Source organism: Streptomyces sp. NPDC046939 (assembly GCF_040644575.1).
Taxonomy (GTDB): Bacteria; Actinomycetota; Actinomycetes; order Streptomycetales; family Streptomycetaceae; genus Streptomyces.
Map to the genome: position 1 here is coordinate 50,195 of NZ_JBEYWV010000010.1, position 25,095 is coordinate 75,289.

The window sequence follows — 25,095 nt, forward strand, 5'->3', positions numbered from 1 at the left end:
CCTGGTGACGGCAGGAGTGCCCCGGGCGTGCCTCACGGAGCGTGAAGTGTGAACGTAGGGGCCATGAAATACCTGGGTCTCCGGCTCCGCCCGGGGCGTCGCCGTACCGCGACCGCCGTCTCCGTACTGCTGCTGCCACTGACGCTGTCCTCGCTGTCCGCGTGCTCGGACGACGACGGGACGGCGACGCCGCCGGTGGCGTCCCCGCCCGCGACGGCGAGCGGCGCGCGGTGCGGGACGGTGCCGCTCGACACCGACCACGGCTCGGGCCCGGCGCCCGCGCCGGCCGGTGCGTACACGCTGGACAGCGGTGCGGAGGCCACGCCGCGCAGGCAGGTGTTCGAGTCGAACGAGCGGGACGAGTCGGCGGTGCTCGTGTCCGGCTCCGGCCACCTGTCGACGCGTGACGCGCACATCTTCAAGCGGGGCCGCACCTCGTCCCTCGACGCGGCGGGCCGGCACGGTCTGAACGCGGGCGCGCTGGCCCTGGACGGCGGCCGGCTCGATCTGTCCGGCGGCTGGTTCTCCACCAAGGGCAGGGGCGCGACCGCCGTGTACGCCTCGGGCAAGGGGGCGCGTGCGACGCTCAGCGCGAGCGCCGTGCGCACCAAGGGCTCGTACGCGCCCGGCGTGCGCGCGGCGGACGGGGGCGCGGCCGAGTTGTCGTACGTCGAGACGGAGACGGCCGGTGCGCAGGCGCCGCCGGTCGCGGCGGGCCCCGGCGGTGCGGTGGAGGTGTACGACTCGACGATGACCTCGGCGGGGTGCGGTTCGCCGGGCGTGCAGACGGCGGGCGACGTGTCGGTGACGGGGACCCTGTTCGACCTCGCGAACTCCGAGGCGTTCACGGTGGAGCCCGGGGGCTCGCTGTCCCTGCGCAACGTCCGGGCGACGGCCGCCGCGGGCGGGGTGGTGCTGCGGGGCGACGGCGAGACGTCGTTCGCGATGGACGGCGGGTCGGTCCAGGCGGCGGACGGCGACCTCTTCTCCGTCCGGGAGGCCGTCGCCGACGTACGGGTCAGCGGTCACGCCGAGCTCAAGACGAAGGGCGGGAAGCTGCTGCGCGTCCGTGACAAGGGGGTCGTGACCTTCTCGGCGGACGGTGTGCGGCTGAAGGGCGACGTGGTCGTCGCCGACGGTTCGGCCTCCCTCGACCTGGCGGGCCGCTCCAAGCTGGACGGGGCCGTGACGGGCGCCTCCCTGACGCTCGGCGCCCACGCCAGGTGGTCGGTCTCCGGTGACTCGTCGCTCAAGGGCCTGGACCTCGGCCCCGGGGCGCGCCTCTCCGACGTGATCGACGGCAACGGCCACTCGGTGACGTACGACCCCTCCGCCAGCCCCGGCCTGCACGGCAGGACGTACCGCCTGAACGGCGGCGGAACACTGCGGCCCGCCTAGCCGCGCCCCTGGAGCCGGGCGGCGCGTGCGCGGATCGCGGGAAGGGCGCGCATCAGCGCCTCGCCGGGGCAGGCCGTGTTGTAGCCGTCGCGGTGCCCGGCGATGGCGTGGAAGGCGGCGGAGGTGCCCTTCTTGTAGCGGCTGAGGTCGTTGCTGGAGGTCAGGCGGACGGTGGAGCGCGGGTCGATGCCGGACAGGCCGAGCTTCCAGGCGGCGAGCGCCGCGATGGAGTCGGCCATCGCCTTCGGCACGGGCGTGCCCTCGCTGAACGTGCCGATGGCGGCGATCCCGGCGGTGTCCTGGTTGAAGCCCTGGGTGTGGGCGCCGACGACCGGCCGGTCGACGCCGCCCGCCCGGCCCTCGTAGACGGTTCCGCAGCGGTCGACGAGGAAGTTGTAGCCGATGTCGTCCCACTCCTTGCCGCCGGCCTGGCCCGCGTAGACGAGGCGGATGATGCCGGGGACGTCGGCGCAGTCGTAGCCGTTGGGCGAGTCGGTGTGGTGGACGAAGACGGCGACGACGCGGTCCCCGTACCGGACGGGGGCGCGGTCGTACGTCTTCATGCCCGCCAGCCACCGGGTGCGCGGCACGATGCGCGGTGCCGGGGCGGCGTGCGCGCGCTCCACGGGGACGGCCGTCGTCTCCCGGTCCGACGATCCCGGCCGGTCGCCCGCGACGGCGCACAGCACCAGCGCCACGAGGGCCGCTCCCCCGGGCGCCCAGCGCACCACCCTCCGCACTCCACGCACGCCTCCCACTCTCGGGCGGACGCGCTGTGCGGTCTCCCACATGTGGGCCGGTTGGCGGAACCAGCACGGTGACCGTGTTCGTTCCTAACCGATATGGACCCGCAGAACCACGTCCTCGACGCCGTGCTCATCGTGCTCGCGCTCGTCTACGCCGTCTCCGGCTACCGGCGCGGGCTCCTCGCGGGCCTCGTCTCGCTCGCCGGGTTCGTCGGCGGCGCGGTCGTCGGCGTGTGGCTGCTGCCGTACGTGATGGACTCGGTCACGCCCGGCACGTCGACGGCGACGGTGGTCGCCGTCGTCACGGTGCTGCTGCCCGCGGTCACCGGGCAGGCGCTCGCCGGGCGCCTCGCGGCGCGGGTGCGCGGCGGCATGGACCGGGCGCCGGGCCCGCTGCGGGTGGCGGACGGGGCGGGCGGCGCGGTCGCGAGCGCGGCGGCGGTGCTCGTCGTGGCGTGGGTGGCGGCGAGCGTCCTCGCGTCGTCGTCCTCGGTGGCGCTGAACCAGGCGATCCGGGGCTCGTCGGTGCTCGGCGCGGTCCACGACACCATGCCGTCCTCGACGCCGGGCTGGTTCGCGCGGGCCAGCGGGGCGCTCACCTCGGCCGGGTTCCCGCAGGTCTTCGACCCGTTCGCGAACGAGCCGTCGGCCGAGGTCGCGAAGCCCTCCGGGGACAACGTGACGGCGGCGGCGACCCGGGCCGCCCAGCGCAGCACGGTCAAGGTGGAGGGCTCCTCCGGCACGCAGGGCCGCGAGGGCAGCGGCTTCGTGTTCTCGCCCCAGCACGTCATGACGAACGCGCACGTCGTCGCGGGCATCGACGACCCGTCGGTGCGGGTCGGCGGCATCGGCCGCCCCTACGCCGCGCGCGTCGTCCTCTTCGACCCCGACAAGGACGTGGCCGTCCTCTACGTCCCCGAGCTGCGCGCCCCGGCCCTCCCGCTCGACGACACGGCCTCGCGCGGCTCCGCGGCGGTCGTCGCGGGCTACCCCGAGAACGGCGGCCTCGACCTCCAGGCGGCCACCGTCGCGGACACGATCCGCGCGGGCGGCCAGAACATCTACGGCTCCGGGACGGTCACCCGCGAGATCTACTCCATCCGCTCGACGGTCCTCCCCGGCAACTCCGGCGGCCCCCTCCTCACGACGGACGGCCGCGTCTACGGCGTCGTCTTCGCCCGCTCCACGACGGACGCGGGCACCGGCTACGTCCTGACGGCGGACGAGGTGACCCCGGAGGCGAGAAGCGCGGCGAACGCGAAGGAGGCCGTGGACACGGGGTCGCTGGTCTCCTCCTAGCCACCCCGGTGGTGGCCGGGCGGGGCGCACTGTCGTGGCACCGCGTGCCTCCGTGCCGCCCCCGCGCGCGACTGTCCACGGAGCGGCGCGGACCTACCCTCGTCCCCTGACCCGGGTGATTCGCGGCCTTGTCGAGGCATGACGCCTCCGAGCCGGGCCGCCGCCGCCGGCCGCGCAACTCTGGGAGGGGCACGTGCTTGAGCCCGCTGACGCAGGAGCAGGGTCCGTCGTCGTCGTAGGGGCCGGGGTCGCGGGTCTCTCCGCGGCCCACCACCTGACCAGGGCGGGTGTACGGGTCCTGGTCCTGGAGGCCGGGTCCGTGGTGGGGGGCCGGATGTCCACCGAGAAGGTCGACGGGTTCCGGCTCGACCGGCTCGGACGGCCGCTCCTCACCTCGTACCCCGAACTGCGCCGGGCGCCCGGCCTCGACGGGCTCGTGCTGCGGCTGTTCGCACCCGGTGTCCTCGTGCACAGCGCGGGCCGTCGCCATCGCGCGGGCGAACCGGCCGACCCCCGGCGCGCGAGGGGCGCATTCAGCGCGGCGCGCGCCTTCGCGACCGCCCCGCGCCCTCCGCGCGGCACCCGCCCTCCGCTCGGCGGCCCCGTGGACCAGGCCAGGCTCGGCGCGGCCCTCGCCCGGCTCGCGACGACCGAGCCCGCCCGGCTCCTGGCCCGCCCCGAACTCCCCGTCGGCCGCGCCCTGGCGGCCCGTCCGCTGCCCGCGCGGACCCTCCACGGCTTCGTACGCCCGCTGCTCTCGGCCCTGTTGTGCGATCCGGACCTGACGACGTCCAGCCGGTGCGCCGATCTCGCGCTGCGCGCCTACGCCGCGGGCCGCCTCGCCGTGCCGGAGGGCGGCGCGGACGCGCTCCCCGAACTGCTCGCGGCCTCGCTGCCACCGGGCACCGTGCACACCGGGGTCCGGGCCACCGCCGTCTCGGCGAACTCGGTCACCACGGCCGACCACGGCCGGCTGCCGTGCCGGGGCGTCGTACTGGCGACCGACGCCCTCTCCGCCGCCGCACTCCTGCCCGGCCTGCGCGTCCCCGGCTTCCACGAGGTGACCGTCGTGCACCACGCGGCGCCCGAGCCTCCCCTCACCGAACCCGCGCTGCTGCTCGACGCCGACCGGCTCGGACCGGTCGCGCACACCTCCGTCATCAGCCAGGTCGACCCGGTCCGGGCCCCGGCGGGCCGCGCACTCGTCTCCTCGACGGTGCTCGGCCCCCCGCCCACCGACCGTGAGCTGCGCCTGCATCTTGCCGCGCTCTACGGCACGTCGACCGCCGCCTGGGAGCCCCTGGCCGTCCACCACACCCCGCGCGCGGTCCCGGCGATGCCCGCGCCGCACGACCGGCGCCGCTCCGTCCGCCTCGTCGACGGCCTGTACGTGTGCGGCGACCACCGCGACACCAGCACAGTCCAGGGCGCCCTCACCTCGGGCCGCCGGGCGGCGCGGGCGGCCCTGCGCGACCTGGGCCTCCCGGCCGCCCCGTCCGGGAACCGGCCGGAAGAGACCCGGCCGGTGGACGAGGCGGCCTGAGAGCCCGCCGGTCAACCGAGCGCCGCGACCTTCTCCCGGTAGCCCCGGACGGGCCCCGCGTCGCGGTACGGCTCCAACCGGCGCTCGAACTCGCGCACGTACTCGTGCGCCCGCACCGACCGCATGTCCGCCGCCGCGGTCGCCGCCTCCGCGCCGAGCGCGCACGCCGAGTCCAGTTCCCCTAGGCCCAGCCGCGCGGAGGCCAGCACGACCCGGCAGAACAGCCGGCTCCGCGCGAACCCCGGCGCCCTCAGCCGCAGCGACCGCTCCGCGTGCTGCGCGGCGGTCCGGTAGAGCTGGAGATCCCGGTGGCAGTGGCCGAACTCGTCGGCCAGCTGCGCCTCGTCGAAGAAGCGCGCCCAGTGCGGCACGTCGTCCCCGGTCCGCGCCGCTTCGAGCGCCCGCTCGGCCCGTACGAGCGACGCCGTGCAGGCCCGCACCTCGCCGAGGACGCCGTGCCCGCGCGCCTCGACGGCGTGCAGGAGCGACTGCAGCACGGCCGGCGCGGACGCCCCGACCCCCTGCTGCGCGACCCGCGCGAGCTGCACCGCCTCCCGGCCGTGGCCGAGGTAGACGGCCTGCCGGCTCATGGTGATGAGGACGTACGAGCCGTACATCCGGTCCCCCGCCGCCTGCGAGAGCCGCAGCGCCTGCACGAAGTACCGCTGCGCGAGCCCGTGCGCCGCGATGTCGTACGAGGTCCAGCCCGCGAGCCGGGTCAGATCGGCGACGGCGGCGAAGAGGCGCCGCCCGGTCTGCTCCCCGTACGTGCCGCGGAGCATGGGTTCCGCCTCGTGCTCCAGATAGCGGACGAGCGCCTGGCGCGCGTGCCCGCCGCCGTAGGCGTGGTCGAGGGCGCGGAACAGTTCGCCGACGGAGCGGAGCGCGGCGATGTCGCCGCCGGTGACCCGGTGGCCGGGCCCGCGCTCGGTGGTGGTGCGCTGCCGTGGCACGACGGGCCGCCCCTGCGGAGGGACGCGGGGCGGTGCCTCACCCCGTATGACGCGGTCGTCGGCGCGGCCGATCAGCCAGTCGCGGCTGGGCACCACGAGCCCGGCCGGGGTGAACGCGATCTTGCGGAGCTCGGCGTGGCTCCCGGAGTCCTTGCGCCACAGGCCGCTGACGATGTCGACGGCCTCCTCGGGCGAGCCCGCGAACTCCAGGCCCGCGTAGACGGGGGCGCATGCGTCGAGCCCGAGGTCCTGGGCCGACAGACGGCGGCCGAGGCGGCGGGTGAACACCTCGGCGATCAGTGCGGGGGTCGTCCCGCGCGGCTGCTGCCCGCGCAGCCATCTGGTCACCGATGTCTTGTCGTATCGCAGGTCAAGACCGTGTTCGAGCCCGAGTTGGTCCACGCGGCGGGCGAGGCCCGCGTTGGAGAATCCAGCCTCCGCGATGAGCGCGGCGAGCTGGCGGTTCGGTGTGCGCTGCGGAGGTCGTTCCGTCATCAGCTATGCGGTCTCCTGCCTTCCGGGCCGGGGTGCAGCCCTCATGGAACGGCGCGAATGTAGCGGCGATATTCGGCCTCCACCGGGGCTTGACGGACCCTTCATCCGATCGTGTGACGAACTTCGCGAAGAGTGGACGCTGTGCCCCCCGAAGGGGGCGCGGAGGGGCAGTCCGGAGGCTGCCTCCGCATGGCCGTACGCAGGGACATACGATGCTTGCGCATTACACCGAGAAGTACTGAGCACCTGTGAGCCGTCGAAGGCAGCACCCCGCCGCCGCATCCGGCCGCCCAGTGCCCGGAGAAGTACCCGGAAGGTCCTACCGTGCCTCACCTCGTCATCGACTACTCCGACGGCCTCGCCGGCACGGTCGACGTCCCCGCCCTCGTGGCCGAACTCCACCCCCTCGTCGTCGAGCGCGTCAGCTCGGTCGGCGTCGGCAAGACGTTCGCCCGCCCCTCCGCCACGTACGTGGACGGGGTCGCCGCCCCCTTCCTGCACGTGGAGGTCGGCCTGCTCCCCGGCCGCCCGCAGTCCGTGAAGGACGCGCTGTCCGAGGACGTCCTTGCCCTCCTGGACAAGCACACCTCCGCGGCCCCGGGCACCACCTGCTCCGTGGAGGTCCGCGATCTCGACGCCTCCTACCGCCTCTTCCCCACCCACTGAGCCCGGGAGCGGGAGCCGTACAGTTGTTCAGGGCGCGATATCTGCACGGTGCAGCGGGTCGCTGCCGAGGGAGGCACTGTCGTGAGTGAGTTCCGGTTCGTCCGCATGGGGTTCGGTGCGGACAAGGTCGATTACCAGGTCGCCTGGGACGAGCAGCGCCGTGTGCACGCCGCCCGTTTCGCCGACGAGGTGCCCGACACCTGTCTGCTCCTGGAGCACCCGGCGGTCTACACCGCGGGCCGGCGCACGGCGCCCGAGGAGCGCCCCCTGGACGGCACCCCCGTCATCGACGTGGACCGCGGCGGCAAGATCACCTGGCACGGCCCCGGCCAGCTCGTCGGCTACCCGATCCAGAAGCTGCCCCGCCCGGTCGACGTGGTCGCGCACCTGCGCCGCCTGGAGGACGCGATGATCGCGGTCTGCGCCGAGTTCGGCGTCGAGACCTCGCGCGTGGAGGGCCGGGCCGGCGTCTGGGTCCTCGGCGACCCGGTCGAGCAGCGCCCCCAGCTCGGCGGCCTCACCCTCGACTTCGACCCGCGCGCCAATGACCCGGAGTTCGACCCCCGGCTCAACGGCCCGGAGTACGCCCCGTCCAACGCGGGCCAGCGCCGCGAGGACCGCAAGATCTGCGCCATGGGCATCCGCGTCGCCAAGGGCGTCACGATGCACGGTTTCGCGCTCAACGTGAACCCGGACACCTCCAACTTCGACAAGATCATCCCCTGCGGCATCCGCGACGCGGGCGTCACCTCACTCTCGTACGAACTGGGCCGCGAGGTCACGATCGACGAGGTGCTGCCGGTCGCCGAGAAGCACCTGCGGCGCGTCCTCGGCGAGGCGGACCTGCGCCCGCGCGTCATCGAGAAGACCCCGGCGTAACGGCCCCCGCCACCAGCGGGGGGGAATGCACCCCGAAGGCCAGAGGTTGGCCGTTGGTGAGGGCCATGAACATCACGGGCGTACCCTGATGTACGCCGAGGAATCGAAGCTTTAGGGAGCCGGTCGTGTCCGCAGTCGCACCCGACGGACGCAAGATGCTGCGCCTGGAGGTCCGCAACAGCCAGACCCCCATCGAGCGCAAGCCCGAGTGGATCAAGACCCGGGCGAAAATGGGTCCCGAATACACGAAGATGCAGAACCTCGTGAAGTCCGAGGGCCTGCACACGGTCTGCCAGGAAGCGGGCTGTCCCAACATCTACGAGTGCTGGGAGGACCGCGAGGCCACGTTCCTCATCGGCGGTGACCAGTGCACCCGGCGCTGCGACTTCTGCCAGATCGACACCGGCAAGCCCGAGGCCCTCGACCGCGACGAGCCGCGCCGCGTCGGCGAGTCCGTCGTCACGATGGACCTGAACTACGCCACGATCACCGGCGTCGCCCGCGACGACCTGGAGGACGGCGGCGCCTGGCTCTACGCGGAGACGGTCCGCCAGATCCACGAGCAGACGGCGAACCGCCCCGAGGGCCGCACGAAGGTCGAGCTCCTTGCCCCCGACTTCAACGCGGTCCCCGAGCAGCTCGCCGAGGTCTTCTCCTCCCGCCCCGAGGTCTTCGCGCACAACGTCGAGACGGTCCCGCGCATCTTCAAGCGCATCCGCCCCGGCTTCCGCTACGAGCGCTCCCTCAAGGTCATCACCGAGGCCCGCGCGTACGGCCTCGTCACCAAGTCCAACCTGATCCTCGGCATGGGCGAGGAGCGCGCGGAGGTCAGCGAGGCGCTGCGCCAGCTGCACGACGCGGGCTGCGAGCTCATCACCATCACCCAGTACCTGCGCCCCTCCGTGCGCCACCACCCCGTGGAGCGCTGGGTGAAGCCGCAGGAGTTCGTGGAGCTGAAGGAGGAGGCCGAGCAGATCGGCTTCTCCGGCGTCATGTCGGGCCCGCTGGTCCGCTCCTCCTACCGTGCGGGCCGCCTGTTCCAGATGGCGGTCGAGAAGCGGGGCGCGTACGTGGCCTCGCAGGCGGTGTGAGCGCACTCACTCCGCGCCGAGCGGGCTGTGTGAATTCACGCACAAGAGACTACCGGCCGGTATCGGCCTGAACGACGCGGTCCCGACCGTCCTCGCAGCTGAGGACGACGGTCGGGGCCGCGCCCGCGTTAGCGCCATGACCGACATGGCTTCATCGCGGTTTGACCGTCCGGTCACGCCCTGGTAACACCAATCAGTGACCCTGAAATCACGCCTCGTGCACCTTTCACCAAAGCCGTGATCCGTTCCGTTTCCGAGCCACACCCCGTGATTCGCCCGTCCGGACCCGTGATCCGTTACCGAGGGGGGACCTCACCCATGCAGGCCGCGCCCGTACGCGCCACCGCCATCCCGACCTTCACCGACGCCCTGCGCGCCGTCGAGTCACTGCTGATGAGCAGCGGTCAGCGCACCGCTCGCCGCAACGCCTGGACCTCCGTCCTGGAGGACCGCCGCCGCGCCAAGGACCGGGTGGAGGCGCAGCGCGTCCTCGAATCGTTCGGCTCGCGCGGCTGAGCGCAGGCCCTTCGCCGGGTCCCCGGGCCGGTGCTGCTGTTCATCGGCGGCCACCGGCCACGTAGACTTCCGAACATGGCGAGGAAGGAACCTGCAGCGGACGCTGCAAACACCGGGCGACTCAAGCAGATCGCTCTGACCTACAAGATGACCCGCAAGGTCGATTCGAAGATCGGTCTTGTACTCGCGGCAGTGGGAATCGTCACCTTCGGTGTCTTCCTCGCGATCGGCTTCTTGATCGGTCACCCCATCTATCTCGGAATTCTCGGCTTCCTGCTCGCCTTCCTCGCGATGGCGATCATCTTCGGGCGCCGCGCCGAGCGAGCGGCCTTCGGCCAGATGGAGGGCCAGCCCGGCGCGGCGGCCGCCGTGCTCGACAACATCGGGCGCGGCTGGACGACGACCCCGGCGGTCGCGATGAACCGCAGCCAGGACGTCGTGCACCGCGCGGTCGGCAAGGCCGGCATCGTGCTCGTCGCCGAGGGCAACCCGAACCGGGTCAAGTCCCTCCTCGCCGCCGAGAAGCGCAAGATGGCCCGGATCGTCGCGGACGTCCCCGTCCACGACATCCTCGTCGGCAACGGCGAGGGCCAGGTCCCCCTCAAGAAGCTCCGCACCACCATGCTGAAGCTGCCCCGCGTGCTGCCCGGCCCCCAGGTGACCGCGACCAACGACCGGCTGCGCGCCATGGGCGACCTGATGTCGAACATGCCGCTGCCGAAGGGGCCCATGCCCAAGGGGATGCGGATGCCTCGGGGCGGCAAGATGCGCTGACGCTCCGCTGAGTTCTGTTGATGGGAAGGCGCCCCGAGCAGCTTGTGCTCGGGGCGCCTTCCCATGTCTGTTCTTTGTCTGCGGCGTGCGTCGTGGCTGGTCGCGCAGTTCCCCGCGCCCCTGAGATGCGCACTGCGTGCGCCATCTCAGCGCCATGGGGCTGCGGCGAAGCCGCATGCTCCAGGGGCGCGGGGAACTGCGCGCCCAGCCCCCACCGGGGGTCAGCCGACACGCCTCAGATACGGACCTCTACGGACTTCGCGAGCCGATCGTGCAGCCCGCGACCGTCCCGGTCCCAGACCAGCGCGGGTACGGCCACGCACAAGAGCACGGTCCGCACGACGACCCGGCCGAGACCCAGCCGACCACCCGCCTCCGAAACAACCCGGAGCCCAACGATCCGCTTACCCGGCGTACAGCCGATCGTGCCGACGGTCAGAACGGCGAGCACGAAGAAGATGAGCAGCGCCCAGTTCCCCGTAGCCTGGTCGTAACCGTGGGTGACGAGGCCGTATGCGATCAGCATGCAGAGCGCCCAGTCGATGACGAGCGCCGCGATGCGACGGCCGGGGCGGGCGATGGAACCGGGCCCGTTCTCCGGCAGGCCGAGCTGCTGGCCGCGGTATCCGAAGTCCGCGCCCGACTGTTCCAGGGCCTCGCGGGGCCCGGACAGCCACGATCCCATTGCTTCCCTGTTGTCCACGAAGTCCACGGTACTGCGCGCGCCCGCCTCGCCCGCCCGGCCCCCCGGGTCCGGTTAACTTGAGCGAAACAAATGGGTCATGCTTGAGAAACCACGTCTGCCTATGGTCAAGGCCAGCGTGTGCCACCGCACCGGCCGCACCACCGAGCTGCAAACCCCGCCCCTCCCCGGGTGGGAGTAGGAGGAGTTGGATGTTCCAGAACGCCGATGACGCCAAGAAGTTCATCGCGGACGAGGACGTCAAGTTCGTCGACGTCCGGTTCTGCGACCTGCCGGGTGTGATGCAGCACTTCACGGTGCCGGCCGCGGCGTTCGACCCGGCGGAGGAGCTGGCCTTCGACGGCTCCTCGATCCGCGGGTTCCAGGCCATCCACGAGTCCGACATGGCGCTCCGCGCGGACCTGTCGACCGCGCGCGTCGACCCGTTCCGCCGCGACAAGACGGTCAACATCAACTTCTTCATCCACGACCCGATCACGGGCGAGCAGTACTCCCGCGACCCGCGCAACGTGGCGAAGAAGGCCGAGGCGTACCTGGCCTCCACCGGCATCGCCGACACCGCGTACTTCGGCCCCGAGGCCGAGTTCTACGTCTTCGACTCGGTCCGCTTCGAGACGTCCGCCAACCGCTCGGTCTACGAGATCGACTCCGAGGCGGGCGCGTGGAACACCGGCGCCGTCGAGAACAACCGTGGTTACAAGGTCCGCTACAAGGGCGGTTACTTCCCGGCCCCGCCGGTCGACCACTTCGCCGACCTGCGTGCGGAGATCTCCCTGGAGCTGGACCGTCAGGGCCTCCAGGTCGAGCGCCAGCACCACGAGGTGGGCACGGCCGGCCAGGCGGAGATCAACTACAAGTTCAACACGCTGCTCGCCGCGGCCGACGACCTGATGCTCTTCAAGTACATCGTGAAGAACGTCGCGTGGCGCAACGGCAAGACCGCGACCTTCATGCCGAAGCCGATCTTCGGTGACAACGGCTCGGGCATGCACGTCCACCAGTCGCTGTGGTCGGAGGGCTCCCCGCTCTTCTACGACGAGCAGGGCTACGCGGGCCTCTCGGACATCGCCCGCTACTACATCGGCGGCATCCTCAAGCACGCCCCGTCGCTCCTGGCCTTCACCAACCCGACGGTGAACTCCTACCACCGCCTGGTGCCGGGCTTCGAGGCGCCGGTCAACATGGTGTACTCGCAGCGCAACCGCTCCGCGGCCATGCGTATCCCGATCACCGGCTCGAACCCGAAGGCCAAGCGCGTCGAGTTCCGCGCGCCGGACCCGTCCTCGAACCCGTACCTCGCCTTCTCGGCGCTGCTCATGGCGGGCCTCGACGGCGTCAAGAACAAGATCGAGCCGGCCGAGCCGATCGACAAGGACCTCTACGAGCTGGCTCCCGAGGAGCACGCCAACGTCCAGCAGGTCCCGACCTCCCTCCCCGCGGTCCTCGACGCCCTCGAGGCGGACAACGAGTACCTCCAGGCCGGTGGCGTCTTCACCTCCGACCTGATCGAGACCTGGATCGACTACAAGCGCACGAACGAAATCGCCCCGATCCAGCTCCGGCCGCACCCGCACGAGTTCGAGCTGTACTTCGACATCTAAAGATCAGGCCCGGGCGACCTGGGAGGGTTCCGGCAAGCAAACGTTGACCTGCGAAAACACTGTTCAGCAGTAGTCGCTGTCTCGCTTGTTTTCCGCCCTCTTGTGCCCCGCTCGGCCAGAGTCTTGTCGTAGCGTCAGCAACAGTGAGGCCACCACACGGATGGAGTGGTGGCCTCATGCGTACTTGTAGGGCTCCACCGAGACCTACGCATTGCTAGAGCCAGCAAGGTCCAGCGTCTTCGACCTGGATGTCGACATGGGTGGCCTGCTCGACGAGGTCTACCACGGCGGCTGGTTCAACGAGCACCGCCGCATCGAGTCCATGAAGGCCCACGCCGCCCTCGGCGGGCGCTTGGTCCACGGCTGCCAGTCCGTGCCGAACCAGTCCGGCGGCGTCGTTGCGCCCTACGGTGCGTCGGTGGCCAACTTCCGGGACGACCTCGCCCAGTTGAAGGCGGGATGGATCGGCAGTCGAGGGCCGTCACGAAAGTTCGAGGCTAGAGGCCCCTCTCGATCGAAGTCGCGATGGCGCGAAGGCGCTTCGCCGCCGATCGCGCGTCCCCGATCCGGTAGGTCGCATAACGCGGATCCTGCACGTCCTCAATGCTCCGCACGATGTCCAGGTCGAGGCGGTCGAATAGCCTGAACGTGTCGAGCAGTTCGTCGATGTTCGGCGCCAACGGCGACCCGCGCTCGATCAGCGAGACATCGCGTGCCGAAACGGCCTCCTCCGTCTCCGACTCGGTCTTGAGCCGGGAGATGACGAGGGACAGGATGTCGAGCTCACGCTGCCGTGTGTCGATGAGCCCGGCAAGCCTGGACAGCCCGTCCGGCGTCTCGAACAACATTCCAACATCCGCAGGCCGCAGGCCGAGCGCCTCGGCAGAGCTGACGACCTGTCCCAACTCGTCGGCGGTGATGAGCGCCCATTGCTTCCGCTTGGCCATGTTCTTGATCGTGTCGCCGCCGAAGGCTGGGCCGATGATAGCGACGTATTCCGCGGAACGCTTCTCCTTATGCGTGTCGATTGCCACGTCGCTCACATTGTTGTGCGTGACCCGACCGGATGACGTCGACTTTCCGTCCACAATCGCGGTCCGCAACGATCCGTTGCCGTCATACCACTGCACGAGGATGTCGGTGTCACCGGAACCACTGATGCGCTGGGCGCGGAAGCCCATGTGCCTGAACGCGCTCTCGATGTACGCCTCGAACGCCGCACCGGGCGCCAAGCCATCGGCGCCCGGGTCGACGGAACTACGCGTCAGTGATTCCACGATGAGCGAGACCTTGTCCGATTCGCTCGGAGCGCACGACGTGCTTTTCGCCAGGTCCGGAGACAGCTCCAGCTCCACGGCGGCCTCCGGCAGGTGCGGTTCGGCGAGGGGGAGTGTCTCGATGAGACGCAGCCCGGTCGCCGTCGCCTGGACCGACGACCAGGACGTCTCGATGAGTAGACCTGATTCGACCATGAAGGCCGTGAGCCACCGCACCTTGTCCTTGTTCAAGCCGTACGTGATGCCTTGCCCGTACACGTCGTTCCTCGGAACATTGGCCTTCGCCGCACGGATCAGCTCGCCAACGAACTTCATGTTCGCGTGAAGGATCCGGATGAAGTCAATGTCCGACCCCGACCGCAGCCACGCCTTGGCGGCCGGCGTTGCCGTGAACACCCCGCGACGAACCTCCAAAAGAAGCCCGGCGGCCCGCACGAACGGCAGCATGCTGTCGACGCTGCTGCGCTTCAGGCCGAACCGGTCCGCGATGAAGCCCAGCAGTGCGCCCTTCTCCATCTGGTCCTCTGCGGCCGCGATACACGTCCGCAAGTTCTCGATTTTGTTGGGGTCCTCTTTCGGGCTCGGAACCCAGATGTTGTAGGTGTTCCTGGCCTCATGGGCGCCGTCGTTCGCGGCCAGGTGCGCGAGGAGTGCGGCGATCTCCTCTGGGGCTTCGGGAATGTCGACCGCTTCATCCGAGTCGTGCATGGCCAGCGCCGAAGGCGTGACGACTTCCCAGGTGGCGAAGAGCGACCGTCCTTCAGCGGTCGCGCTTTGCTTCCGCTCTCCCAGCCATTCGGTCAGCCCCAGGGCTTCGAGCCAGGTCATGCGGACACGGGTGTTGTTGACGCTCGTCCAGTCGAGGTTGTACGACTCAATCAACTGGGCATTGACCTCTTCGACCGTCAGCGGCTCGCGCACGAGGAGCCCGAGCACCTCGGCGAATAGCCGGATCCGCTCGGCCATCAACGAGGCGAGACGTGAGCGCGACTTGTCCGCCAGCAGTTCGGAGCCCTCGGGTGTCAGTTGAAGAACTCCTTTTCGTTTCTGAACCAAGCCCATCGGACGCAGCGCGTACGAGAACTGCCGCCAGGACCTCGACGACTCGACACTCGACAGCTGCGGCCGCGCGTCGATATCCGTGGCCTCGCCAGCGCCGATCCGGCGAACGAGCTCAAGGGTGAGCGGCCACTTCTCGTCCTTCCCGCACTGGAGGTTCGGTGCGGTTGACGCCTGCTGCATCCACCTGCTCCGCTGCGCCCCGAGAGTGGGCGCGCTCAAGGCGGTGGTCGGTTGGCTGGTCGCGCTGAAGAGGTCCGGAGTCATTCTGGCGTGGCCGTTCCGTTCATAGCACTGTCGGGTGATTCGGCAGAGGCTCCTGCCATGCGCGCACGTTACTTCCCACCACTGACAGGCGATACCCGGCTTCCAATCAGGAAATTTGCACTGACCGATCTATAGCTGATCCGGATCGAATGCGTCGCAAACTGTCGCCACTGCTGCCGGACAACCTCGCAGTGAACCCTTCGTTTAACAACTCCGGCACGAGGTGCAGAGCCGAAGCGCACCAGCACCGACGTGTACGTCGTGGGATTGCGGCTACAAGGTGATCTCGACGGCGAGTGCGCCGAGAGCCTCCTTTTGAGGGCCGTAGATGCTGCGGATGTTCGTGAGTTGTTCCTCGCGGGTGGCGTCGGGGTTGACGTTGGCTGGGCCTTCGCCGTCGAGGAGGGCCTCGAACGTCTCGTATTCAGTGACACGTAGGACGCGAACGTCGCAGGTTTCGTCGGTCCCCTTGACGCGGAAGCGGATGATGTCGCCCGCGGCGAGGTCTTCGAGGTGCGGGTACTTCACCCGCACCTCGATGGTCTTGGTACCTGCGGCCACGAGGTCGAAGTACTGGCGGTAGAGGTTGAGTGCGTGGACGCGGGCAGTGGTGTCGGTCATGGGGCGGGGATGCTCCTGGGGGCTGGTGTCGTCATCATGCGGCCGATCTCTGCGGCCGACCAGGAACGGAAGAAGTGGCGGGCGTCGGACAGCAGGGTCTCGGTCAGAGCGAGCAATTGGTCGGCGTACTGGGGCAACGAGCCGGGCCACCGCCGGGTGTCGAGCATCCACTCGACGGCGCCGTGGGGCAAGGGGGCGTGCCCCTCTCGCATCAGGGACTTGGACAGTTTGGCGCCGGTGTCCGTGACGATCTGTGGACAGAAGAGGCGGGCGGGGAGCTGGCCACGGGTGAGACCGACGGACCGAAGGGCCTCGTCGACGAGGTGAGAGCCGAAGACCCAGTCACCGCCCTTGACCATGACGTGGAGCGTGCCACGATCGCTGGACAGGGTGAGTTCTTTGACGAGGTTGCGGTACAGCGTGGCCAGGTCCAGGTACGCGCCCGCCGTGGGAGCGATGGTCACCTCGTAGGGACCGTGGTGGAGACAGACGGCGGTGATCGTGGCCGCCTCTGAAGTGCTGGTGTGCACCTGGGTTCGCTCGGCGTGCTTCTCGGACCAGCCGCATCCGGGCTGCGGACACGGCACACGGACATGCGGGGTGCCGGTGGAAGGAGCGAGCCACCAGCGGGCAGCATCGATGCGAGGCAACAGCCTCAACCATGTGCGACGGAAGTCTTCGCCGGCCTGCTGCTGGGAGTACGTCTGCATGCGGTACGGAATACCGAGGCGTCGCGACAGCTCCGTGAACAGCGGCTCGTACAAGTCGGCGACGAGGTCGTCGAGGGCCTGCTTCCCGAGGGCCTGAGCGTAGGCCCGCTGGTAGCGGTGGCCGGTCGTCGGGTCCGTGGCGAGGTCGTACGGCGCATTGTCGAGTGCACTGAAGAGGACGTCCGTCGGCAGATCGAATCGGGCGCGGAGACGGGCGCCCATGGCGAAGGCGAGGGACTGCACCAGGGAGGTGCCGAGGTGTGGCGCTCCGTTGATCTGCGTGCCGACGACGAGCACGATTCGTTCGGGTGGTCCGTCCATGAAGCGTGGGGCGAGGACGTCCTCGGCATGGTGGAGAGCGTTGGCGAGCACGGTGTTCGGGGACAGTGGGTGCATGGTCACGGCCGGTTTCCTTACGGTGTGGGAGCAGTCCGTTGTCAGCTCAGCGGCTGCAAGCCGGAGCTCATGCCAGGGGGCATGAGAAGCACGCAGCGCGGATGGGTGGCTGCCAGTAGGAATCAGCACGGAGACCGCGTCGGCACCTTGAAGGATGCCCAGACGCGTTTTCCGGGCACTTCGCTGGTGGCGACCCCCCAGTCATCGGCGATGGCGGAGACAAGGAGCAGGCCGCGTCCGTTGACGCTGGTGGCCTGAGCCGCGCGTTGCTCCGGCATGCCGTCACCGCTGTCGTGCACCTCGACGTACACCTGGCCGTCATGGAGTCCGACGCGTACGAGAATCGCGTCGTCGGTGGGCGCGCCGTGCAGCAGGGCGTTCGTGACCAGTTCCGACGTACAGAGCCGGATGTCGTCGAGGCGTTCCCCGCAACCCCACTGGGTGAGGGTCTCGGTGGCGAACTCGCGGGCTGTGCGTGCGGTGAGCTTTCTCCGGTCGAACAGCATCGTGCGCTGGGCCATCGCTTTTCCGGCGTCCTTCGGCTCATCGCGTGGTCTGCGGTACATGTCCAACAGCCAACCGATTTCCCTCATTTGGGTCGGGAGCCAGCGCGGGGGCCGAGCCGGGGGCCACTATGGGGGCCAGAACCACACATTCCGGGGGACAGGATGGGCGAGACGGGTATCGGGGCCTTCCTCCTCGGCCTGCGCACAGATCGTGGCTGGACTCAGCAGAAGGTCGCTGACAGGTACAACGCCGTGGAGGGGCGGGCGGCGATGACCGGCAAGGAGATCGGGCGTTACGAGCGTGAGGTGCGCATCCCGGTCCCGTACACCCGCAACCACTTGGCCCAGGTGTTCGCGGTCGAGGTCGGCGCTCTTGATCGTGCCGTGGCAACCACCAGACGGCGGCGCCGTCACGTTGACGGGGCGGAGGGCTCTGACGGTCTGGCGGGGCGGAGGTCCGTGTGGTCCGTGGTCGGTGCCGTGTCGGCAGACGCCTCGTCTTCGGCGGAGTTCGCCGCATTCATCGCCCAGCGCAACGCCGATGAGCTGATCGTCGAGCAGCTTGAGGCGGATGTGGCACGGCTGGCGCGCTCGTACGTCAGTCACCCGCTGCTGGAACTGCACGTGGAGATCAAGCAGCTACGGGATGGCGTCTTCGAACTGCTGCGTGGCCGTCAACGCCCCAGACAGACCAGGGATCTGTACGTCTCGGCCTCGCGGCTGTGCGGGTTGTCCGCGCACGTGTGCCTGGATGTGGGGCGCTATGAATCGGCGGCCACTCATACCCGTACCGCCCGCGCATGCGCCGATGCGGCGGGGCACGAGGGGATGCTGGCCTGGGCGCGGGCGGTGGAGTCCTTGATCGCATATTGGACGGGGCGTTACGAGCAGGCGGCCCAGCTCGCCCGTGCTGGGCGCCGCCATGGAGCTGAAGGGAGCATCTGTGCTCGCCTCGCCAGCCTGGAGGCGCGTTCGCTCGCGATAGCAGGTGACAAGGCGAACGCCGCGATCGCATTGGCGGATGCGGAACGCTGCCGGGAAGGAATGCTCGGGCATGACGAGGTGTCGGGTCTGTTCGCTTTTCCGGTCGCCAAGCAGTTCGCGTATGCCGGGACGACACATCTGGCCATCGGTGGTCGCGCCCATGTCCAGCAGGCCATCGCCAGCGCGGACTCGGCAATCCGGCTCTACCGCGGCGCGGAGGACGACGACCAGTCGGTGGGCGACCTCTTCGCCGCACATCTCGACCTCGCCCGTGGCCACATGCTCCTTGATGACCTCGACGGCACCGAGGCGATGATCGGTTTTGTGCTTGACGCGCCTGTGGACCGTCTGTCGGCGAGCATCGTGCGAAGGCTGGTCGATCTCGGCCGGGAGCTGGGCGGGCGGCAGTACGGTGGAGTTGCGCAGGTGGCCCCGCTGCGCGAGCGTATCGACCATATGGCCGTCCTCGCGGCCCCCTTCGCCGCCCGTTCTTCGGAGCTGCCGACGTGACCGACCACTCCGCCGCCCATGACGCGGCTGTGACCGACCGCGAGCGCCTCGCGGGGAGCGCCTACAACGGCGACCGGGACCTCGCCGCACGCCAGTCCCTCTACCAGTGGCAGCATCCCCGCTACGACCTGCCGGGCATCGTCACTGAGCAGCTGAGTTCCGTGCGTGGGCGGGTGGTCGATGTCGGCTGCGGGAACGGCAAGTTCACCAAGCGGATCCGTGAGGAGCGCCCTGAACTCGAACTGCTGGGCCTGGACATCGCGCCCGGCATCCTCGTCGCCGTACCGGGGCCCGTGGCAGTGGCCGATGTGGCGAGGCTCCCGCTGGCCTCGGCGAGCGTGGACGCAGCCCTGGCGCTCCACATGCTGTATCACGCGCCGGACATCGCCCAGGCCATACGGGAGCTCTCCCGCGTGGTCACGGCTGACGGTCTGCTGGTCACCTCCACCAACAGCGATCGCGACAAGGCCGAGCTGGACGAGCTGTGGATGCGAGCGGCCGGCGACGTTCTCGGCTCCGGTCGAGGCCCCGCACGGATCTCGCTCAGCGCCCGGTTCTCCTTGGAGAAAGCGCCGAGCTTCCTCGAAGAGGAGTTCGGCCAGGTCGAGACGATCGAACTGCCCGGCACCATCACCGTCCGCGACGCCGAACCGGTCGTTGCGCATTTGGCCTCTTATCGCGCGTGGGCGGACCAGCACGACGTGCCTTTTGAGGCCACCATCGAGCGGGCACGCACCATCGTGGGCGAACACATCGCTCAACATGGGGCCTTCGAGATCCGCTGCCTCGGCGGAATCCTTGTCTGCCGTCGTTGACGGCGACAGATGGACTCCCCGGTGATGCTCGCGCGGCGGGGCCGGCGAACGTCGCATCCGCGCCGTCATGGCGGGTCAGGCATGTTCGACCGCTTCCGCGACCACGCGGAGGAGCTGTGGGGGCGAGGCACCCCCGTCACGACGTAGCGAGCCGGGGCGCAGTGCTACGCCCCCTTCGGCAGATCCCCGTTCTCGATGACCTCGCGGCTCACGTCCGCCACCTTGCGCTGGTGGGAGCGGGCGTACTTGCGGAGGCGGGAGAAGGCCTCGTCCAGGGAGAGGGAGTGTTGCGCGGCGAGGATGCCCTTGGCCTGTTCCACGACTACGCGGCTGGAGAGGGCGTGTTCGAGCTGGCCCGCGAGGACGCGGCTCTCGGTCACCTCGCGTTGGAGGGAGAGCGTGTGCGCGGCGGCGTCGGCGAAGGAGCGGGCCAGGGAGAGGGCCTTCTCGTCGAGGCTGCGGCCGGGCGCGCCGAAGAGGACGAGGGCGCCGGCCGGGCCGTCCTTGGCGGGCAGCGGCAGCGCGGTGACCCGGGTGTGGCCGAGGGCCTTGACGCGGGCGGTCCAGCGCGGCCAGCGGGCGCGGGTGGGCTGCGTGGTCGCGTCGACGTCGATGAGGGCGCAGCCCGTGGTCCGCACGTCGTAGCCGGGGCCCTCGCGCCAGGCGGCGGCGTCGGAGGCGAGCGAGCGCAGGGAGTCGTCCGTGCCGTCGGTGGTGACGGGCGTGGTCCCGGGCGCGTAGTGCACGATGGCGCCGGGCGCGTCGAACAAGCGCCTGCCGCCCTCCACGAGAGTGGCGAGCAGGTTCTGCGTGTCGAGCGGGTCCCGCGCGGCCGCACCTGTCAGTTGGGCGAAGACCGCCGCGAGTTCCTGCTCCTGGAGCGTCACGGTGGAAGACCTCTCAGCCGAGTTTCAGTTGTCCGTGGACGATATCCCGGGCCACGTCCCCGATGGGGCGTCCATCGGCGAAAGCGCGGGCTTTGACGAGTTCCAGCGCATCGCCGACCTGGCAGTGCAGTTCGACGGCGACCATGCCGGCCGCCTGGTGGACGACGGCCCGGTAGTCCACACCGCCGAACAGTCCGGGTACCGCGTCCTGGCCGATCAACACACTCCGGGTGAGCGCGTCGGCGACTTCGGCGACCTGCGTCGTGGTGGTCACGCCGGGGTGGGGGTCGAAGACGGCGAGGGCGCCGATGCACTCCCCCGGCACTTGGAGCGGCACCGCCACGACCTGGGCGATGCCGAGGGATCTGAGCGCCGGGCCGTAGCCGGGCCAGCGGGTGCTCAGGCCGGTGTCCGACACGTCGACGGGGGCGCCGTCGCGCACGGCGTCCCGCGCCGGGCCCTCGCCGAGCACGAACTCCAGGTCCTGGGCCGTGTGGGAGGACGGGTCGGAGGAGGCGACGGCGACCTGGTTGCGGTCTCCGTCGACGAGGGTGACCGCGACGCTGCGGGTGCCGCACGCCTCGGCGACACCGGTCATGAAGAGGGGCTGGGGTCCTCCGTCACGGGCCCACTGGCCGGTGCGGCGGGCGTGCGCCTCCAGGAGGTCCGCGGCGACCGCGTGCCGGGTCGCGGTGGTGCGGTGCACGTCGGCCAGGCGCAGGTACAGGTCGTCGCTGGTCCTGGCCGCCAGCGACTCGTAGCGCTCGACGAGCTTGCGCGCGCGGTCCGCGCGCTGACGGGCCGTGGTCGCACGCTGCAAGGCGAGCGCGGCCTGTGTCGGCGAACCGCCCCATGGCTCCATGGCGTCAGCCTACGCCCGCCGGGTCAGGCCGTCCCGACGCTTCGGCCTTCTTCCATCAATAGGACGACACCGCCGCGGTGCCCGTCGAACGGGCTGCACTGCACGGAGCAGACGAAGCTGCGGCCGAGCCGGTTGACCGCGTCGATCTCGACGGGCGCGCCGCGCTTGCCGGAGCGGACGCACTCCTCGACGACGGCGCGCAGCTCCTGGGTGGGCAGCCCGAACTCCAGGCCGAAGAAGGGTGTGTCGAGCACTTCGTCGGTGCGCAGGCCCCACAGGTCGATGGCGCCGCGGTTCCAGCTCTTGACGTTGAGCTTCTTGTCGAGGACGACGACGGCGGCGGCGATGGAGGTGAGGACGCCCTCCAGAAAGGCGCGCGCCTCGTCCAGCTCCTCGCTGCGGATGCGCGTCTCCTCGTTCATGGTCTCCAGTTCCTCGTTGCCGGACTGGAGTTCCTCGTTGGTGGTCTCCAGCTCCTCGTTGGTGGACTGGAGCTCCTCGTTGGTCGTCTCCAGCTCCTCGATGGAGGACTGGAGCTCCTCGTTGGTGGTCTCCAGCTCCTCGTTCGTGGACTGGAGCTCCTCGTACGCCGTCTCGAGGTCCTCGCGTACGCGCTTGATCTCGGCCTTGAGCTTGGTGGCGACGGTGACGTCGGTGAAGGTGATGTTGGTGGCGGCGGGCAGGCCGCCCGCGCCGACCAGCGGCTGCACCGTGATGTCGAAGAACTGGGCGTCGTCGCCGGACCGGCGCTCCGCGCCGTTGACCCGCAGGGTGCGGCGCTCGTGGGTGGCCTGGTCGATCAGGGAGCGCAGTTCGACGGGGCGGTAGGAGATCTCCAGATCCTGGAAGGGGCGGCCGATGTCGTTGGTCGTCAGGCCGAACTGGACGCGGGCGTGGTTGTTGATGAGGACGACGATGCCGTCGGTGTCCACGGCGAGGGCGGCGCCGGGCGCGGCGTCGAGGACCAGGTCGCGGACCTGCCGGTTGCGGGCGACGCTCTGCAGCTCGCCGCCGAAGTTCGTACGGAGCTTGGGCGGGGCGGGCTGGTAGGGGGCCGAGGCGTTGCCGGCGCGGCGGCGGAAGATGCGCTGGCGCATGCTGACGACGTCGAACCGGTCGGCGTCGTTGAGCAGCATCTCGGCCTTGCCGAGGAAGAGGAAGCCGCGCTCGCGCAGGGCGAAGTGGAAGCGGTCGATGATCTGGGTCTGCGCCTCGACGTTGAAGTACATCAGCGCGTTGCGGCAGACGAGGAGGTCGAGGCGGGAGATGGGCGCGTCGCGGGTGATGTCGTGGCGGCCGAAGATGACGCGGCGGCGCAGGTCGGGCCGGAAGCTGAACTGCGAGCCGTTGACCTCGAAGTAGCGGTCGCGCAGTTCGGCGCTGAGCGGTTCGAGGGTCTTCGCCGGGTAGAGGCCGGAGCGGGCGTCGCGCAGGGCCTCCTCGTCGACGTCGGTGCCGTAGATCTTGACGCGGGCCAGGGTCTCGTCGAGGCCGAGGTACTCCGCGAACATGATCGCCAGCGAGTACGCCTCCTCGCCGCTGGAGCAGCCCGCGCTCCACACCCTGATCTCCTCCTCGGGGCCGAGCCGGTCGAGGAGCTCGGGGATCACCTCCTGCTGGAGGAAGGTCCAGGCGTCGGCGTCCCGGAAGAGGGAGGTGACGTTGATGAGGATGGTGTTGAACAGGGCCCGGAACTCGTCGGCGTTCGTCTCGAGGAGGTCGCGGTAGTCGGTGTACGCGCCGATGCCGACGTCGGCCATGCGCTTACGGATGCGGCGGCCGAGCGACGAACGCTTGTACCCGGTGAAATCGAAACCGCGGGCGTCCCTCAGAAAGCCGAGGAGGTCCTCCAGCTCCTCGTCCGTCTCCGCCTCGCGGGGCGCTTCACTCATCGTCGCGTACCTACTGCCTCTTGACCTCGACAAGCCCACGGACGACCGTGGGGATTTCCTCCAGAGGTAGCACGAAGTCCACCGCCCCTGTACCCACGGCGGCCTCCGGCATGCCTCGGAACTCCGCGCTCTGCGGATCCTGCGCGATCACGGTACCGCCCCGGCTCTTCACGGCGTCGACACCCATCGCGCCGTCGTTGCCGGTGCCGGTGAGCACGACGGCGACGGCGCGCGGCCCGTACGCCCCGGCCACGGACTCGAAGAGGAGGTCGGCGGAGGGCCGCAGGAAGTGCACGAGTTCCGTACGGGTGAGGGTGAGCGTGCCGTCGGGGCCCACGAGGAGGTGCCGGTCGGGCGGCGCGATGTAGGCGGTGCCGGGGCGGGCCGTCTCGTCCTGCTCGGCGAGTTTGACGGTGAGGCCGGTGCGGCGGCCCAGGATCTCGGCGAGGACGGTGCGGTGGCGGGGGTCGAGGTGCTGCACGACGAGCACGGGCACGGGCAGTTCGGCGCCGAGCCCGCCGAGCAGGGTGGCGAGGCCGTGGATGCCGCCCGCGGAGGCGGCGACGGCGACGACGGCGAAGGTGTCGGGCGAAGGAGGCGGCACCTCCGCGAGCCTAGTCCTCCGGGGCGGGGGGCGCAGGGTGTGGTTCCCGGCCACGGCGTGCGGGGGCTCCGCCCGGGCGCGTGCGTGCGGAAGGGGCCGGACGCGTGGTCCGGCCCCTCCTCCACGCCTCAGGTCAGCGGCAGTAGCGCATCAGCGCCCGCACCATGTGGCACGTCGTGTCCGACGGCGGATGGATACCGATGAGCTCGGCCGTGGCGCGGATCTTCTTGTTGTGGGCCTGGTTCGGCAGGTAGACGCCCGAGTCGAGCAGGGCTATCGCCAGGCGCATGGCCTTGAGGCGACGGTTGTGGGTGATGTACCAGTCGCGGGGCCGTCCCGCGGGGAGCGGCTTCTTGGCGAGTGGCGCGTACGGCAGGTCCAGCAGCATCGGTGCGGCAGCGGGCACAGGCACATCCTCCTGTCGCGAACTCGAAAGCCCCCGAAAGCTCTCGAACAGTGCTTCTATTCTACTGCCGCCCACTGACAAAAGCCGCTGGCCAGCGGCTATTTGAGGGGGTCACGGGAGGCGCCTCGCGTACCGTGGGCCCCATGGAGATCTGGATCAACCCGGCCTGCTCGAAATGCCGCAGCGCGCTCACCCTGCTCGACGCGGAAGGCGCCGAGTACACGGTGCGCCGCTATCTGGAGGACGTGCCGTCCCCGGACGAGATCCGCGCGGTGCTCGGCCGGCTCGGTCTGGAGCCGTGGGACATCACCCGCACCCAGGAGGCGGCCGCGAAGGAACTGGGGCTCGCCTCGTGGGCGCGCGACGCGGAGACCCGTGAGCGCTGGATCGAGGCGCTGGCCGCCCACCCGAAGCTGATCCAACGCCCGATCATCACGGCCGACGACGGCACGGCCGTGGTGGGCCGCAGCGAAGAGGCGGTACGGGACGCACTCGGCCGCGGCTGAGCCCGCGACCCGGCCGGCCGCCGCCCCGGGAAGCGGCGTCCCGGGGCGCATCCCGGTAACACGGGATTCACGCTCGGGCAATGGCCGGGAAATCGGTCGTTGGCAGGCTGCGCGGCAGATGGTGACCCG

24 protein-coding genes and 1 pseudogene are annotated in these 25,095 nt (G+C 70.3%); 13 read left to right on the plus strand and 12 right to left on the minus strand.

What is annotated here, in order from left to right; translation table 11 throughout:
* Positions 1-63: 63 nt before the first annotated feature.
* A complete protein-coding gene (locus tag ABZ877_RS13290) occupies positions 64-1,398 on the plus strand; it encodes a hypothetical protein (RefSeq protein WP_361069066.1) in 1,335 nt (444 codons plus the stop codon).
* Here the strand turns inward: ABZ877_RS13290 and ABZ877_RS13295 are convergent.
* Positions 1,395-2,147, minus strand: coding sequence for a peptidoglycan recognition protein (locus ABZ877_RS13295; RefSeq protein ID WP_361069069.1), 753 nt, complete (start codon positions 2,145-2,147; stop codon positions 1,395-1,397). The two genes, ABZ877_RS13290 and ABZ877_RS13295, sit on opposite strands and share 4 nt — an antisense overlap.
* A 93-nt stretch (positions 2,148-2,240) precedes the next feature.
* On the opposite strand from ABZ877_RS13295, the gene ABZ877_RS13300 reads away from it, so the two are divergent.
* Together ABZ877_RS13300 and ABZ877_RS13305 are read left to right on the plus strand one after the other, a co-directional pair.
* Complete coding sequence (locus tag ABZ877_RS13300; RefSeq protein WP_361069072.1) at positions 2,241-3,443, plus strand: MarP family serine protease; 1,203 nt, start codon at positions 2,241-2,243, stop codon at positions 3,441-3,443.
* Positions 3,444-3,636: 193 nt separating this feature from the next.
* Positions 3,637-4,986 (plus strand): NAD(P)/FAD-dependent oxidoreductase, encoded by a 1,350-nt coding sequence (locus tag ABZ877_RS13305; protein ID WP_361069075.1) that lies wholly within the window; start codon positions 3,637-3,639, stop codon positions 4,984-4,986.
* Between the two features lie 11 nt (positions 4,987-4,997).
* On the opposite strand, the gene ABZ877_RS13310 is transcribed toward ABZ877_RS13305, so the two are convergent.
* Positions 4,998-6,434 carry a regulator gene (locus ABZ877_RS13310; protein ID WP_361069077.1) on the minus strand — a complete coding sequence of 479 codons (1,437 nt, stop codon included), beginning with the start codon at positions 6,432-6,434 and terminating at the stop codon, positions 4,998-5,000.
* A 324-nt stretch (positions 6,435-6,758) separates the two neighbouring features.
* On the opposite strand from ABZ877_RS13310, the gene ABZ877_RS13315 reads away from it, so the two are divergent.
* The 5 genes from ABZ877_RS13315 to ABZ877_RS13335 all read left to right on the plus strand — a co-directional run bounded on the left by ABZ877_RS13315 (position 6,759) and on the right by ABZ877_RS13335 (position 10,360).
* Positions 6,759-7,100 (plus strand): 5-carboxymethyl-2-hydroxymuconate delta isomerase, encoded by a 342-nt coding sequence (locus tag ABZ877_RS13315; protein ID WP_361069080.1) that lies wholly within the window; start codon positions 6,759-6,761, stop codon positions 7,098-7,100.
* Positions 7,101-7,181: 81 nt separating this feature from the next.
* Complete coding sequence (gene lipB / locus ABZ877_RS13320; RefSeq protein WP_361069082.1) at positions 7,182-7,979, plus strand: lipoyl(octanoyl) transferase LipB; 798 nt, start codon at positions 7,182-7,184, stop codon at positions 7,977-7,979.
* Positions 7,980-8,104: 125 nt separating this feature from the next.
* Positions 8,105-9,070: a lipoyl synthase gene (gene lipA / locus ABZ877_RS13325; protein WP_361069085.1), complete on the plus strand. Its 966-nt coding sequence runs from the start codon at positions 8,105-8,107 to the stop codon at positions 9,068-9,070.
* A 318-nt stretch (positions 9,071-9,388) separates the two neighbouring features.
* Entirely contained in the window at positions 9,389-9,586 is a 198-nt protein-coding gene (locus ABZ877_RS13330) for a hypothetical protein (protein WP_361069087.1), read from the plus strand.
* Positions 9,587-9,661: 75 nt separating this feature from the next.
* Entirely contained in the window at positions 9,662-10,360 is a 699-nt protein-coding gene (locus tag ABZ877_RS13335) for a DUF4191 domain-containing protein (RefSeq protein ID WP_361069090.1), read from the plus strand.
* Positions 10,361-10,595: 235 nt separating this feature from the next.
* On the opposite strand, the gene ABZ877_RS13340 is transcribed toward ABZ877_RS13335, so the two are convergent.
* The gene (locus ABZ877_RS13340) at positions 10,596-11,063 is read right to left on the minus strand and encodes an RDD family protein (RefSeq protein WP_361069092.1); all 468 of its coding nucleotides are present in this window, start codon (positions 11,061-11,063) and stop codon (positions 10,596-10,598) included.
* Positions 11,064-11,254: 191 nt separating this feature from the next.
* Between ABZ877_RS13340 and glnA the strand changes: the two genes are divergently transcribed.
* The gene (gene glnA, locus ABZ877_RS13345; protein ID WP_361069094.1) at positions 11,255-12,664 is read left to right on the plus strand and encodes a type I glutamate--ammonia ligase; all 1,410 of its coding nucleotides are present in this window, start codon (positions 11,255-11,257) and stop codon (positions 12,662-12,664) included.
* 235 nt (positions 12,665-12,899) lie between these two features.
* Positions 12,900-13,130 (plus strand): annotated as a pseudogene (locus ABZ877_RS13350) (hypothetical protein); the annotation flags it as partial.
* A gap of 31 nt (positions 13,131-13,161) precedes the next feature.
* Here ABZ877_RS13350 and ABZ877_RS13355 read toward each other — a convergent pair.
* The 4 genes from ABZ877_RS13355 to ABZ877_RS13370 form a co-directional block, all read right to left on the minus strand.
* Positions 13,162-15,183, minus strand: a complete 2,022-nt coding sequence (locus ABZ877_RS13355; RefSeq protein ID WP_361069097.1) for a restriction endonuclease — start codon at positions 15,181-15,183, stop codon at positions 13,162-13,164.
* A gap of 357 nt (positions 15,184-15,540) precedes the next feature.
* A complete protein-coding gene (locus ABZ877_RS13360) occupies positions 15,541-15,888 on the minus strand; it encodes an ASCH domain-containing protein (RefSeq protein WP_361069100.1) in 348 nt (115 codons plus the stop codon).
* Positions 15,885-17,000 (minus strand): hypothetical protein, encoded by a 1,116-nt coding sequence (locus ABZ877_RS13365; protein WP_361069103.1) that lies wholly within the window; start codon positions 16,998-17,000, stop codon positions 15,885-15,887. Before ABZ877_RS13365 ends, ABZ877_RS13360 begins: the two co-directional genes overlap by 4 nt.
* 116 nt (positions 17,001-17,116) lie before the next feature.
* Positions 17,117-17,560: an ATP-binding protein gene (locus ABZ877_RS13370; RefSeq protein WP_361069105.1), complete on the minus strand. Its 444-nt coding sequence runs from the start codon at positions 17,558-17,560 to the stop codon at positions 17,117-17,119.
* Positions 17,561-17,662: 102 nt separating this feature from the next.
* On the opposite strand from ABZ877_RS13370, the gene ABZ877_RS13375 reads away from it, so the two are divergent.
* Positions 17,663-18,994 (plus strand): XRE family transcriptional regulator, encoded by a 1,332-nt coding sequence (locus tag ABZ877_RS13375; protein ID WP_361069108.1) that lies wholly within the window; start codon positions 17,663-17,665, stop codon positions 18,992-18,994.
* Positions 18,991-19,809, plus strand: a complete 819-nt coding sequence (locus tag ABZ877_RS13380; RefSeq protein ID WP_361069110.1) for a class I SAM-dependent methyltransferase — start codon at positions 18,991-18,993, stop codon at positions 19,807-19,809. The genes ABZ877_RS13375 and ABZ877_RS13380 overlap by 4 nt, the downstream gene beginning before the upstream one ends.
* A 164-nt stretch (positions 19,810-19,973) precedes the next feature.
* Here ABZ877_RS13380 and ABZ877_RS13385 read toward each other — a convergent pair whose 3' ends face one another.
* The 5 genes from ABZ877_RS13385 to ABZ877_RS13405 all read right to left on the minus strand — a co-directional run bounded on the left by ABZ877_RS13385 (position 19,974) and on the right by ABZ877_RS13405 (position 24,442).
* Entirely contained in the window at positions 19,974-20,696 is a 723-nt protein-coding gene (locus ABZ877_RS13385) for an ANTAR domain-containing protein (RefSeq protein WP_361069113.1), read from the minus strand.
* 13 nt (positions 20,697-20,709) lie between these two features.
* Positions 20,710-21,558: a GAF and ANTAR domain-containing protein gene (locus tag ABZ877_RS13390; protein ID WP_361069115.1), complete on the minus strand. Its 849-nt coding sequence runs from the start codon at positions 21,556-21,558 to the stop codon at positions 20,710-20,712.
* 23 nt (positions 21,559-21,581) lie between these two features.
* Positions 21,582-23,450 carry a CheR family methyltransferase gene (locus ABZ877_RS13395; RefSeq protein WP_361069118.1) on the minus strand — a complete coding sequence of 623 codons (1,869 nt, stop codon included), beginning with the start codon at positions 23,448-23,450 and terminating at the stop codon, positions 21,582-21,584.
* Between the two features lie 10 nt (positions 23,451-23,460).
* Positions 23,461-24,054, minus strand: coding sequence for a chemotaxis protein CheB (locus tag ABZ877_RS13400; RefSeq protein ID WP_361069121.1), 594 nt, complete (start codon positions 24,052-24,054; stop codon positions 23,461-23,463).
* A gap of 133 nt (positions 24,055-24,187) precedes the next feature.
* Positions 24,188-24,442, minus strand: a complete 255-nt coding sequence (locus ABZ877_RS13405) for a hypothetical protein (RefSeq protein WP_361069465.1) — start codon at positions 24,440-24,442, stop codon at positions 24,188-24,190.
* 161 nt (positions 24,443-24,603) lie between these two features.
* Between ABZ877_RS13405 and ABZ877_RS13410 the strand changes: the two genes are divergently transcribed.
* On the plus strand, positions 24,604-24,966 hold the full coding sequence (locus tag ABZ877_RS13410; RefSeq protein WP_361069124.1) for an arsenate reductase family protein: 363 nt from the start codon (positions 24,604-24,606) through the stop codon (positions 24,964-24,966).
* Positions 24,967-25,095 lie beyond the last annotated feature (129 nt).